11 protein-coding genes and 1 pseudogene are annotated in these 13,551 nt (G+C 54.6%); 1 reads left to right on the forward strand and 11 read right to left on the reverse strand.

Annotated features, from left to right (window positions below):
* Window positions 1-381 precede the first annotated feature (381 nt).
* Window positions 382-1,144 (forward strand): annotated as a pseudogene (locus Abor_RS05100) (response regulator transcription factor).
* Between the two features lie 10 nt (window positions 1,145-1,154).
* Here Abor_RS05100 and thiD read toward each other — a convergent pair.
* The 11 genes from thiD to tolQ form a co-directional block, all read right to left on the reverse strand.
* On the reverse strand, window positions 1,155-1,964 hold the full coding sequence (gene thiD, locus Abor_RS05105; protein WP_048840770.1) for a bifunctional hydroxymethylpyrimidine kinase/phosphomethylpyrimidine kinase: 810 nt from the start codon (window positions 1,962-1,964) through the stop codon (window positions 1,155-1,157).
* Window positions 1,964-3,322 (reverse strand): phosphoglucosamine mutase, encoded by a 1,359-nt coding sequence (glmM, locus tag Abor_RS05110; RefSeq protein WP_048840771.1) that lies wholly within the window; start codon window positions 3,320-3,322, stop codon window positions 1,964-1,966. The genes thiD and glmM overlap by 1 nt, the downstream gene beginning before the upstream one ends.
* A gap of 139 nt (window positions 3,323-3,461) precedes the next feature.
* A complete protein-coding gene (gene folP / locus Abor_RS05115; RefSeq protein ID WP_048840772.1) occupies window positions 3,462-4,496 on the reverse strand; it encodes a dihydropteroate synthase in 1,035 nt (344 codons plus the stop codon).
* Window positions 4,497-4,567: 71 nt separating this feature from the next.
* A complete protein-coding gene (gene ftsH / locus Abor_RS05120) occupies window positions 4,568-6,517 on the reverse strand; it encodes an ATP-dependent zinc metalloprotease FtsH (RefSeq protein ID WP_048840773.1) in 1,950 nt (649 codons plus the stop codon).
* Between the two features lie 178 nt (window positions 6,518-6,695).
* A complete protein-coding gene (tilS, locus tag Abor_RS05125; protein WP_048840871.1) occupies window positions 6,696-7,967 on the reverse strand; it encodes a tRNA lysidine(34) synthetase TilS in 1,272 nt (423 codons plus the stop codon).
* A gap of 49 nt (window positions 7,968-8,016) precedes the next feature.
* Window positions 8,017-8,880 carry a tetratricopeptide repeat protein gene (locus tag Abor_RS05130; RefSeq protein ID WP_181014209.1) on the reverse strand — a complete coding sequence of 288 codons (864 nt, stop codon included), beginning with the start codon at window positions 8,878-8,880 and terminating at the stop codon, window positions 8,017-8,019.
* A 137-nt stretch (window positions 8,881-9,017) separates the two neighbouring features.
* Window positions 9,018-9,494, reverse strand: coding sequence for a peptidoglycan-associated lipoprotein Pal (pal, locus tag Abor_RS05135; RefSeq protein ID WP_048840774.1), 477 nt, complete (start codon window positions 9,492-9,494; stop codon window positions 9,018-9,020).
* Window positions 9,495-9,939: 445 nt separating this feature from the next.
* On the reverse strand, window positions 9,940-11,304 hold the full coding sequence (tolB, locus tag Abor_RS05140; protein ID WP_048840775.1) for a Tol-Pal system beta propeller repeat protein TolB: 1,365 nt from the start codon (window positions 11,302-11,304) through the stop codon (window positions 9,940-9,942).
* Window positions 11,305-11,328: 24 nt separating this feature from the next.
* Window positions 11,329-12,321: a hypothetical protein gene (locus tag Abor_RS05145; protein WP_048840776.1), complete on the reverse strand. Its 993-nt coding sequence runs from the start codon at window positions 12,319-12,321 to the stop codon at window positions 11,329-11,331.
* A gap of 32 nt (window positions 12,322-12,353) precedes the next feature.
* On the reverse strand, window positions 12,354-12,785 hold the full coding sequence (gene tolR, locus Abor_RS05150; RefSeq protein WP_048840777.1) for a protein TolR: 432 nt from the start codon (window positions 12,783-12,785) through the stop codon (window positions 12,354-12,356).
* Between the two features lie 3 nt (window positions 12,786-12,788).
* Complete coding sequence (gene tolQ / locus Abor_RS05155; protein WP_179193351.1) at window positions 12,789-13,532, reverse strand: protein TolQ; 744 nt, start codon at window positions 13,530-13,532, stop codon at window positions 12,789-12,791.
* Window positions 13,533-13,551: the final 19 nt, after the last annotated feature.

Here is a 13,551-nt window from a genome sequence, read left to right on the forward strand (position 1 = left end):
TCATCTGTCTCCGCTTTTTCTTACGCTTGTTTGGTGCGGAAACTCTTTTTTAAGAGTGTTTCATCTTTCTTAAACATTGCTCAATTTTTATTTATAGTACATAACGCAGTAATGTTTTTTCTGCTTTGTTTGTATTTTGATAACGTATGAAAATTTGGTTTACTTAAAGAAATCAAAGGAAGGATTCAATTTTCAATGACAATAAAAGCAACATTCATGAATTTAAGGTTTAATACATCTTTTTTCACTAAAAATTTTATCACGAAATCGACAATTCACTTTTTCGTGATATTATATAAAAACACCTAAAAGTATATTATAGCCTTAACATCACAACCAATAGGTGTGATGCACACTCTTTGTGGGGGAGTTCAAACCACAATGCGTATTCTATTCGCTGAAGATAACCAGGCCTCGGCCAAGAAGATACTTCCTGCACTAACGCGCGCTGGTTTGGTGACGGATATTGCCACATCTGGGCAAGACACGCTGGAAATGCTGCGTAACTACAGTTACGGTCTTGCCGTTATAGAGCTGATTTTACCCGATATGGACGGGTACGATATTATCAGCGCCGCCCGCACCATGAAAATTCAGACTCCCATCATCGTGCTGTCTTCCATTGATAAGCCTCATTCCAAAATAAAGGCTTTTACCAATGGTGCAGATGATTACCTCACCAAACCATTCGACACAGATGAACTTGTGGCACGTATTCAAGCCATTTTGCGGCGCTCTGGCGGGTTCTCAAGCCCTATTACGCAGGTTGGCAACCTGGTGATGGATATGAACACCCATGCGGTTATGGTGAACGAGCAGCCCGTACACCTAACAGGCAAAGAGTTCTCTATTCTGGAACTGCTGATTTTGCGCAAAGACATTGCTCTTACTAAGGAAATGTTCCTTAACCACCTTTATGGCGGCAGAGATGAGCCAGACGTAAAAAATTATTGATGTCTTTATCTGTAAGTTGCGCAAAAAACTGCAAGAAGCTGGAGCGGGCAACCTTATCTCTACCATCTGGGGCCGTGGTTACATTCTAACCGACCCCAAAAATAAAAAAAATGCAGCCCCCAACGCTAACCACACAACCTCTCCACCACCATGCTTTCAGCCTGATCTGTGCCGTCAAGCCGCCAGCTAACACTGTAAACCTATTGTTGGGCAACCACTGTGTGTGCGTGCCAAAGCGGGCCTGCCCCCTGCCCTAAACCGGGAGCTTGTAAAATAGCTTCCCGCACATACTGCCGCGCTTTTGCAACCGCGTCTTGCATGGCATGCCCTTGTGCCAACAGGGTTGCAAGCGCACTTGCTAAAGTACAGCCCGTGCCATGCGTGTGCCGGGTTTGAACGCGCGTATCGGTAAATTCGGTAAAGCCTGCGCTATCACACAACACATCTACCAAAATATGACCGCTCAAGTGGCCACCCTTTAGTAAAACGGTAGCGCCTGTTTGGTTGCGCAGCATTTGGGCTGCGGTACGCATAGCCCCAACACTGTCTATACTCAGCCCCGTTAAGCACTCAGCTTCTGGTAAGTTGGGGGTCAACACACTTGCTTGCGGAAACAACACCGCCTGCATGGTGCTTACTGCCTCGTTTTGCAAAAGGGCCGCACCACCTTTCGCTACCATAACGGGGTCGACCACGACTGGCAGGTTAGGTATGTGCTTGCGGTAACGTGCTATTTCTTCTGCAATGGTACAAATTTCTGCGCAGCCACCCAGCATGCCGGTTTTAATGGCATCGGTGCCTAAATCATCCAGCACACAGCGTATCTGTTGGCGCACAAAGTCTGGTGGCACAGGCAAAATACCCGCTACACCCAACGTGTTTTGCGCAGTTAAGGCCGTTATGGCCGTGGTGGCATAGCCACCAAGGGCCATTATGGCCTTAATATCTGCCTGTATTCCGGCCCCTCCGCCAGAATCACTCCCGGCAATGGACAGAACACGCGCTGGCATTAGACCTGCTCGCTCACGGTTTGAATAACGTGGCACATCTCGGCCACCGCGCCATCAACCAAGGCAGCATCTTCAGCTTCTACCATAACACGCACCAATGGCTCTGTGCCGCTTTTGCGCAACACCAAACGCCCACGGCCTTTAAGCAGGTTTTCAACTTCTATACGTTTGCTTTGCACACAGTCTGCTTCTAACGGGCTGGGGCCTGTAAAGCGTACATTCTGCAATTTCTGCGGAAAGGGGTTAAACAAACGGCATACTTCACTGGCAGGCCGCCCCTCTTCAACCAAAACTGCCAGAATTTGCAGGGCCGCAACCAAACCATCGCCGGTAGTGCCAAAGTCTGTCAGCACCATATGGCCAGATTGCTCGCCCCCTACATTGCTACCCAGCTCACGCATGCGCTCCACCACGTAGCGGTCTCCTACCGCGGTGCGCTCCAACCCAACGTTCAGGCCATTCAAAAACCGCTCCAGCCCCATATTAGACATAACGGTTGCCACAACAGACTGGCCAGCCAAGCGCCCTTCGCGTGCATAAGACTTCGCAATAAGAGCCAGTATCTGGTCACCATCAATAAGGCAGCCTGTCTCATCGGCTATCAGCACACGGTCGGCATCCCCATCTAGGGCAATACCGAGATGGGCTTTGTGTTGCACAACGGCGGCGCACAAGGCTTCGGGGTGGGTAGAGCCGCATTGCTCGTTAATATTTACCCCATCTGGGCTACACCCAATACGGATAACTTCTGCCCCCAACTCCCACAATGCGGTAGGGGCCACGCGGTAAGCCGAGCCGTTGGCACAATCAATGACAATTTTCATGCCATCAAGCCGCAGCTTACGCGGGAAAGACGATTTAGCATTTTCAACATAACGCCCCGCCGCATCGTTCAAGCGGGATGCACGGCCTATTTTTTCAGGTGTGGCCAAACGGTGCGTTAGGTCGGCCTCCATCAGGTCTTCAATTTCTGTTTCGTCCTGATCAGACAGTTTAAAGCCGTCTGGCCCAAACAGCTTAATACCGTTATCGCCAAACGGGTTATGCGACGCTGAAATCATAACCCCGAGGTCTGCCCGTAAAGAGCGTGTAAGAAAGGCAATGGCAGGGGTAGGCAATGGGCCAACCAGTGTTACGTCCATACCAGCAGACAAAAAGCCTGCCACCATAGCGCTTTCAATCATGTAGCCAGACAAGCGGGTATCTTTACCCAGCAAAACGCTGTGTCGGTGCTCGCCCCGTGTAAAACGTAAACCAGCGGCTTGGCCCAAACGTTGGGCGGTTTCTACCGTCATGGGGGCAATATTGGCTGTGCCTCTAATACCGTCTGTGCCAAAAAGCCGTTTAGTGCGCCCCATGCTGTACTCTCCTTACTTGCACGCTGTTTTATAGACAGCCCGCACGCCCTAAACAGGAACGAGAGCTGTTTGCTATAGGCATGTTCCTAAAACGATTTGAGGTGTTACGGAACCATACCCACAGAAAATGCGGCAATTTTTATACGTTATGGACAGACTGCCAAACTTTAACGGCCTGCACCATGCCCCCCACGTCATGCACGCGCAAAATACTGCCCTTAAGCGCTAAACCACACAGGCTGGCGGCTTGCGTACCGGGGTCTCGTCGTGCCGGGTTTTGCGCGCCTGTTACCGCCCCAATCATGCGCTTGCGTGAAACGCCCACAACAACACGGCACCCCAAATTAGCCAGTAATGGCAGGCGGGCCAGTAGCTGCATATTTTGCTCTGTGGTTTTAGCAAACCCAAAGCCGGGGTCTACCATTAGCCGGGCAGGGTCTATGCCCCCTGCAACTGCGCGCTGCACACACTGGCCCAACTCACGCACCACATCATACCCAATGTCGGTATAGTGGGTGTGCTGCTCCATAGTTTGCGGGGTGCCCCGCATATGCATAAGCATAACCCCGCATGTATGCTGGACAAGCAGTGGCAGGGCTTGGGGGTCGTGCATTAGTGCTGACACATCATTAATAACATTAGCCCCAGCGTTAAGAGCCTGCTCCATAACAAAGCTATTGCGCGTATCGATAGACAACACGGTGTTGGGCGCCTGCGCCCGTAATGCGCATAAGGCCTCTTCAAGCCGGGCCCATTCTTGCTGCGGCGTAACCAGAGCGGCACCGGGGCGGGTACTTTCTGCCCCAAGGTCGAGCAAGCCCGCACCTGCCCGCACCTGCTCCAAACCTGCCGCCACAGCATGTTGCGCCTGAGCATGCACGCCGCCATCGCTAAAGCTGTCTGGGGTAAGGTTTAAAATACCCATAACCTGCGCACCCAGCGGCACCATACCGCCAACAGGGGCAGCAACCACGCGCGCCAGTTCGGCCTGCCACCCAGCCGGTACAGCTGCAACCGGCATAAAGCCACTGCGGGTATAACCTTCTATGAGGTCAACCAAGGTAAAAGCCGCAGGGCCACCAGCTAACGGCAGGGCATTACCGGCTTTAACAGCCTCTTGCGCAGCACGGCCATAAACCAGCCCAGCGGGTTCAACTAAACGCGTAAAATCCATACCCTACCCCACAAGACAAAGAAGGGCGGCATTACTGCCGCCCTTCTGGTACCGTTACCAAAAATGTTCTTTTAGCCGGGCTGCGGCACTGGTGCAGCGCCGTCATCACCCTGCTCAGGTTTTGGCTCGGGCGGTGTTATTTCTGGGCCAGAAACCTGCGGCACAGAAGACCGGCGGTTAACGGGGGCTGTATCGTCAATTTCTACGCGCTCAATAGGTTGACCGCGCATAATTTGGCGAATTTCCTCACCAGTCAGTGTTTCAAGCTCCAGCAAGGCTTCTGCCAAGCGGTGCAGTTCATCAACATGGTCGTGCAGGTAATTGCGGGCTTGGTCGTAGGCTTCATCAATCAAACGTTTGATTTCAGAATCAATTTCCATAGCCGTATGTTCAGAGAAGTTTTTAGCGGCCCCACCAAAGAAGCCCATACCGCCCCCTTGGTCGTCGTTGGCATAAGCAATCATGCCAACTTTCTCGCTCATCCCCCATTCGGTCACCATGCTGCGGGCAACACGGGTGGCCATCTGAATATCACCCATTGCGCCGTTGCAAATGTTGTCTTTGCCGTAAATGACCTCTTCTGCAACGCGGCCGCCCATTGCGACTACCAGATGAGCAATGCAGTTCTTTTTGCTCATTGAAAGGCGGTCACCTTCTGGCAGGCGCATGACCATACCCAGTGCGCGACCACGCGGAATAATGGTGGCTTTGTGAATAGGCTCACTTTCTGGCACCAGCACCGCGGTAATGGCGTGCCCAGCTTCGTGGTAGGCTGTGCGCTTTTTCTCTTCTTCGTTCATGACAAGAGAGCGGCGCTCTGCCCCCATAAGCACTTTGTCTTTCGCGTCTTCAAACTCACGCATGGCAACAGTGCGTTTACCCAAGCGCGCGGCAGCCAAAGCGGCCTCGTTCACGAGGTTAGCCAGATCAGCCCCAGAGAAACCGGGGGTGCCACGGGCAATAATACGTGGGTCAACGTCTGATGCCAGCGGCACTTTGCGCATGTGCACACGCAAGATTTTTTCACGCCCGTTTACGTCAGGGTTAGGCACAGTCACTTGGCGGTCAAAACGGCCGGGGCGCAGCAAAGCGGGGTCAAGCACGTCTGGACGGTTTGTTGCCGCTATCAGAATAACGCCCTCGTTGCTTTCAAACCCGTCCATTTCAACCAGCATTTGGTTAAGGGTCTGCTCGCGCTCGTCGTTACCGCCGCCCATACCGGCACCACGGTGGCGGCCTACGGCGTCAATTTCGTCAATAAAGATAATGCACGGCGCAGCTTTTTTGCCCTGCTCAAACATATCGCGCACACGCGATGCACCAACACCCACAAACATTTCCACAAAGTCGGAGCCGGAAATGGTGAAGAAAGGCACGTTGGCTTCACCCGCAATAGCGCGGGCCAGCAGGGTTTTACCTGTACCGGGCGGGCCACACAGCAGCACACCTTTGGGAATTTTACCGCCCAAGCGGGTAAATTTCTGCGGGTCTTTCAAGAAGTCCACAATTTCTTGCAGCTCGCCTTTGGCTTCATCAATGCCCGCCACATCTTCAAACGTAACGCGGCCCTGCTTTTCGGTCAGCATTTTGGCGCGAGACTTGCCAAAACCCATAGCCCCACGGCCACCGCCACCTTGCATTTGGCGCATAACAAACAACCAAGCCGCAATCATGATGATAATGGGCAGGGAGTTCAGGAAATAGCGCAGCAGCGGGCTGCCATCACGGTCGAGCGGTTTGGCAACAACCTCTACCCCTTTACCCACCATGTGCGAGACAAGGCCGGGGTCTAGCGGGGCGTAGGTTTCAAACGCTGTGCCGTCTTTGAGCGTGCCAGAGATATTATGCTCCTGCATGACCACAGAGCGCACGCGGCCTGTATCTACGTCTGTAACAAAATCAGAATAGGCAAGCTGTTGGGCCGCATGCTGTGTGCTCCCCGGCTGGAAGACATCTACCAGCAAAAGCAGCAGCACGATGATGCTGACCCAGAGAGCCAAATTGCGGCCTAAATTATTCATCTTGGCTGTGTTTCCATAACTTATCGTGCGAGAGCGCGGGTAGGCTCCCAATCTGAACGGCAGATGCCCGAAAATGCAACCTCTGGCTTAATACATGGTACGCCAGATGCATATTCCTAGCCCGCACAGCATTTTTCCGCCAGTTTGCTGCGCCAGTAACGCTTTATTTAGGCATTTTTCACACTTCTGCACCATAAAAACTACCGGGGCCAAGAGAGGTCGGTGGTTGAAAGACTATCTCAAGCCCCTGCAAAGCCGTGTCGTGCCATACACCAAGGTGGGGTATGGCAACCCGTTGGCCCTGCACCCATATGGCGGGCAAAGTGGCACAAAACTGGGCAGGCCACCCCATACGGGCAGCACGGGGTATGCCCAAACCGGCAGCCCCAATATAGGCCCCTTGCGGCACAGAGCCAGAAATCTGGCTTACCAGAAACCGCTGGTCCCACATTTGGTTGGCCCGTAACGGTACTGGTGCTTGCAAGGCTGCTCTTTCTCGTACCAAAAACCACTGGCTTTGGTGCTTTACAAGCTGCACGCCGCACACAGTGCCGCCATTGCTATGCTGGTATAACCCCGCCACAGCTGTGTGCGCGGGCGGGTAAACCAGCCCCCCCACTGTGCGCACAAAGCTGGCCAGTACCGCACTCTCTGGCAGGGTTGTGCCAAGGCAGGCCCACCCTAAAGGCAAAAGGGCCCCAGCATACGCCTGTGCTGCCGCCAGAATGTGCTGCCTGAGCATACGCCCCTGCCCTTGCCGGGCAGCTTCGTGCCAACAGGCAAGGCGGGCGGCGGGGTCTTGCGCAAAATATTGCCGCACACGCACACGCTCAGCTTTGCGGTCTTCGTTCGAAGGGTCATCGACCCATGCTAGGCCTTGCACCTGCAAAGTGTTGCGCAACGCAACACGAGAAAACCCCAGCAATGGGCGTACCAGCCGCATGGTGGGTAACGCGGTCACCCATGCCATACCTGCCAAGCCATCTGGCCCGCTACCAGCACGCTGGCGCATGGCAACGGTTTCAGCTTGGTCATCTGCCTGGTGGCCTAGCAGCAGGTCTATGCACCCGGCATCGTGGCAGGCTTGGGCCAATATGGCATAGCGCGCGTGGCGGGCACGCTCTGCCATACCGGTACCTTTACGCAAATTGGTTAAGGTTAACAGGCGTGCGGGCACCCCAATGGCCGCTAAACGCTCCAGCGTTAAGCGGGCTTCTGCCGCAGAATTTTCCCGCAACCCGTGGTCAACCACAAAAGCCAGCACGTTTTTGCGCCAGTGGGTAGCCAGCCACGCAAGGCACAGGCTGTCTCCACCACCAGACACAGCTATGCCAACAGGCGGCAGGTCTGGGCAGTCTGGCAGCCAAGGCCCCAAATGCGCCATAACCGCAGTAAACTGCTCTGGCTGGAGTGGGGCTTCTGCAAAGGGGTGCGCACACTGTGGGGGCATAAAGCCCCCGTGGTTACTGTAGCAAGGCGTAAAGGTCATACGCTCAGGGTTAAGAGCACCCACCCTTTGCCGTATAGCTTTCTGCCGCACGCGCCACGCGGGGTGCCGGTGTGGGGAACTCAGATTTTAGCTTACCCAAAGCCTGACAAGCTGCTTTTTTGTCGCCCATTGCCAAAAGCGATGCAGAAACACCAAGCAACGCATCTGGTGCGCGCGCACTTTTGGGGGCTTGGCGGTAGGCATCATAATACGCCACGGCAGACTGGCGGTACTGCTTTTGGCCAGCCAGAGATTGCGCAAGCAGGAACTGGGCATCAACCTTAAAATTGCCCTTGGCATTTTTAAGCGCTGCCTCAGCATTATCGTAAGCCGTGGTGTAGTCACGCTGCTTAAGGGCCGTTTTGCCAGCGGCCAAAAGGGCGTCAGGCGTTGTGGCTTTGGCTGGGCTTGCTGCCGCAGTTTCTGCCGTAGCCGCAGGCGCAGCAGCTGCCGCACCACCACCGCCATTTTGCATGGCAAACTGCGCGTCTGACACTTGTTTAGACAACGCGGCTGTTTGCTTTTGCAGGTCGTTGGTAAGTTGGTCTATCTCACCACGCATTTCGCGCTGTTGCTGCTCTAGCGTATTAACACGCTCAAGCAGTTGGGCCGTAAGGTCACCATTGCTACCACCAGACGGTGCAGAAACAGTGGAAGGGGCCGCAAGCGCACCACTGCCACCGGCAGACTGTACCTGATCTAGCTGCTGCTTAAGGGCTAAAATTTGGTTTTGCAGAGCCAGCCCTTCACGGCTGGACACGTCCTGCGCGTGGGCTACATTTGGGGCCACAAAGGCAGTTGCTGCCAGCAGAGGCACACAAAACGCTGCCATACGCCCCTTGGCAGTAACAGACGTTATAGACAGGCGTTTCATAACAAACCTCACCCTTTATAGTATCGGGCAACAGTTTCATGATTCCAGCCCGAAAAACAAGAGCCTGAATAACAAAACAGGCCGGGTGAAACCACCCAGCCTGCCTTGATCAGACCAAATCTGAACGAACCCGAAACCTACTTAACAGCAGTAATCGCGTTACGGTTCTGGGCCCATGCGCTTTCGTCATCACCCACTGCGGTCGGACGGTCTTTACCGTAAGAGATGGTGGAGATGCGAGAAGAAGCAACGCCTTTAGCAACCAGGAAGTCGCGGGCAGCGTTTGCACGGCGCTGGCCAAGGGCAATGTTGTATTCTTCGGTGCCGCGGTCATCGCAGTTACCAGCAATTTCAACATTAACCTGTGGGTACTGAGCCAGCCAGGAAGCCTGCTTCTGCAGAGTTGCCTGTGCGTCTGATGTCAGACCGCTTTTGTTCAGGTCATAGAAAATGCGGTCGCCTACGTTAGCAACCAGGTCAGCTTCACTGCCGGGAACTGGGCCGCTTGGAGCAGCCGTCGCTGCGCCAGAAGACGCACCGGTATCTGCTTTTTCATGCGCACAGGCTGAAAGCAGGGCAACCATACTAAGCGCAGCGATAAACTTCAGTCTCATGTGTCGGATCCTGAGATCTAGTTCCGTAATTGGAACTATGTCGGAGAAAAAAACAATGTGTTTCTACAATCTCCGCGCATTCTTCTGCTCCTCTCCGAAGCCTTCGAAGAGCCGACGAACTTTGGGAGACTATCTTGCCCTAAGCCATAGCTTATTCTTTGGGTCAAGCATCATCTTCATGTGTGATAACAGCCATTCGCAAAACGATGCCAAAAGGACACAAAAAAGGCTCAATTCCTTCTTTTTACTTTGCATGCTAAGTAAAAATTAAGCTCTCGTGTCTCTTTACTTAACTGTTACCCGCCCCCACACCTCTGGATTCGTGACACTAATTTTTATTAAGCACACCCCTTACGGCATAAAAAAGGCAGGGGCCACGCTTGCAGCCCCTGCCCTAAAATAACCCCACACCCCAAACAGAAGGCGCGGTTTTATAACGCTCTTTTTACCCGTTAAGCGGAGACCACGCCGGGTCTGACGCCTGGCCGGGGGTAAGAAGGGCACGGTCGTTAAAGCCGGTAATATCCACCATACCAATGGAGGAGTTAAAGCCAGCACCACCTGCACCAGCACGAGACTGGCGGCAATATGCCAGAACACGGCCATTGGGGCAGAAACTGGGGCTTTCAACCGTAAAGCCTTCGGTCATAATACGTTCACCCGTACCGTCTGGGTTCATAACCCCCAAAGAGAAGCTACCATTGGCAATACGGGTAAAGGCTATCAGGTCTCCACGCGGTGACCACACGGGCGAGCCATAAGTGCCATGCCCGTAAGAAATACGGCGCGCACCACCGCCAGAAGCACTCATAATGTAAAGTTGAGGGCTGCCACCACGGTCAGAGTTGAACACAATTTGTGAGCCATCTGGGCTATAGCTTGGGCTGGTATCAATTGCGCCAGAAGCCGTAATTTGGCGGCGTGAGCCAGAGGCCAGATCAACCACAAAAATGTCTGACCCACCGTTACGGGTTACAGACAGCACAACCGAGCGCCCATCAGGTGAGAAACGCGGCGCAAACGAAATGCCCGCAAATTCACCCAAAATCTGCTGGCGGCCACTGCCTAGGTCAAACAGATACACACGGGGGCGGTTGTTGGCGTAAGACATAAACGCCACTTGGTCTTTAACCGGGCTAAAGCGTGGGGTCAGGGTCAGCCAGTTGCCAGCGGTAAGCATACGGCTATTAGCGCCGTCTTGGTCCATAATAGCCAGGCGGGTACGCTGGTGCGCACGCGGGCCAGAGCGAGAAATGAACGCAATGCGCGTATCAAAATACCCTTTTTCACCCAGCATACGCTCATAAATAACATCACCCACAATGTGGGCGATACGCCGCCAGTTAGCGGCAGATGTGGTGTAGGCCGTGCCCTGTATTTGCTGTTGGGTGAGCACGTCCCACAGGCGCATTTCAACGCGCACGCTGCCGCTACCAGAAACCGAGCCAGTTACCAGAGCGCGCGCACCCATAGACTTGGCAGACGCAAAGTCTGGCGCGCCGCCAGATGCGCCACCTGGCAGCACTTTAAACAGGCCAGTATTGGTCAGGTCGTTGGTAAGCACTTCTGCAATCTGGCCACCCAGACCGCCCCCAAAGTTAGGCAACACAAGGGGGATAGGCGCTGTGCGGGCCTGATCAACCGTAATTTCTGCTTCTGGCTGGCCAGATGCCGCAAATGCTGAAAGAGGGGTTGCCAGCACGCCACCAGCCACAAGCCCCGCCCCCATAAGGGTGCGGCGCTCAAGCAGCAGATTTTTCAGGGCATCGGCATCCTGGTCAGAAATAAGCGGCCGAGAGTTGGTCAGCATTCGTGTTTCCTCCGTGCGGCCCGATCAAGGCCGGAATACAAATTTCAACTGCCGGGTCTGGCCCAGAAGGTTTTTGGGGATCGGCAGCTTGGAGCAGGTTGGGCTAAGCACTGCCGCCCGTGCGCGTTCAGCCAACGCACGGTAAGACGGGTCAGCGTTCATCTGCGCCTGGGTTTGTGGTGCAAACTGCACAATACGTGCCTCACCTGTTGCATCGACTGTCACAATCAAATGCGCAACAAATGTGGCATAATTCTTGGCGGCGGTATCTTCTGTGTAACAACGCCTTACAGCGCCCCCAATGGCCTTTTGCTCCCCACTGCTCATGCTGCGGGTAATATCACCATCAGGCGAGCCGCCACCATTAGGCGCACCCCCCTGCACGGGGTTGGCCTTGGCTTTGGGTGCGTGTGTCTGTTTTTGGTCAGACCTAAACGAATCCAGCGTTTCCAGCAGAGAGTGTGAGTCTTCCTGCGTTTTTTTAGCCTTATTGGGCTGCGTAATGTGTGAGGGCAACGGCGTGTCTGGCAGCGTATCCGTTGGCTGTGTCACGGGTGATGGCGGCGCAACACTCGGCGTGGCCTTAGGCGGCGCAGGCGGAGAGGGCGGCGTTTTCACAACATCGGGCGATGGCTCATCTGCCTTGGGCGGCATTGGCGTATCTGGCAGTTGCTCCGCCTGCGGTACAGGCGGGGGCGGCACAGGCTGTGGCGGCGGAGGAGGCGGTGGTGGCTCCTCGTTTGGCACAGGCTTGGGCGGCTCTGGCGTTGGCGGCGCATCATTTGGCACCGGCGCAGGGGCTGGAGCCGGTGTAGGCGAAGGCTGAGACGCCTTGGCCTGAGACCCACCAGCATCGGCACTCTCAAACTGCATTTCAACCACTGGTGGTGGTTCTTCGGGCGGTTTTTCTGGGGGGAGTGACAACAGCATAGCCAGCAGGAGCGCAATATGCGCCCCCCCTGACAGATAAAGCGAGCGCCGGAGCAGTCGCTGGTCGGAACGGCGTGGCCGCACCATAATATTACGCCCTCTCCACGTGTGGGAGAAATTTAGTGCCCACTGCTGGCGGGTTGCTGCGCCAGCAGGGCCACGTGAGTGAAGCCGCCTTCGGTAATCTGCCCCATAACCTGCATGACGCGCCCGTAGTCAATGTGCGAGTCACCCCGCACAAAAATACGGTGCTCTGCATCGTTATTGGCCGCAGCTTTAAGCTGCGCCACCAATTGGTCGGGCGATACCTGAGATTCCCCAAGGTACAGGCTGCCATCAGCTCTGATAGAAACCGTTATGGGTTTGGTGTCTGAGTTAACCGGCCGGGCATCGGTTTTTGGCAGGTCAACATTCACACCGCTGGTCATCATGGGAGATGTGACCATAAAAATAATGAGCAGCACCAACATGACGTCCACCATGGGGGTCACGTTAATGTCAGCCATTGGGCGCCGACGGCGACGCCCCCCTCCGCCCGATGGCATACCCATAAGTTAGGCCCTTTCCTCGGACTGGCGGGAGAGAATGGCTGCAAACTCGGTACCAAACCCTTCCAGACGGTCCTGAAACAGGTCTAGGCTGTTGCTAATAACGTTGTAAGCCACATAAGCCGGAATAGCGGTCATGAGGCCAATAGCCGTTGCAAACAGCGCTTCTGAAATACCGGGGGCAACAACGCTCAGGTTGGTATTATGTTCTGCCGCAATGCTGGCAAAAGAGTGCATAATACCCCAGACCGTACCAAACAGCCCGATAAACGGTGCCACAGGGGCCACCGTTGCCAGAAAAATAACCCAGCGCCGCAGACGGTCCATCTCGCGGGTAACCGTAATCATAATAGCGCGGTCAACGCGCTCTTTTACGCCACCACGCACCAAATCCACACCGGGAATACGGGCAGAACGCCGCCACTCACCCATGGCCGCGCCAAAAACGGCTGCCAGCGGGTGTACAGGCTTTGCGCCATCGCTTTCGTACAGGTCATCTAGGCTGCCACCAGACCAAAAACGGTCTTCAAAATTGGTAGCGGCTTTATTAATGCGCCGTAGGGTTACAATTTTATCAAAAATAATGGCCCAAACCACTATGCTACACAGCACAAGGCCCAGCATGACCAACTTGACCATTGGGGAGGCATGCATGAACATGCCCCACACGGACAGGTCTCCCGCCGCCGCTGTTCCGCCGAGATTTGCCGCGTCAACCGCACGATCCAAAAACGCCTCCTGCCTCTGCACCCATACCGGGCAACCTGTC

Source organism: Acetobacter orientalis (assembly GCF_000963965.1).
GTDB lineage: Bacteria > Pseudomonadota > Alphaproteobacteria > Acetobacterales > Acetobacteraceae > Acetobacter > Acetobacter orientalis.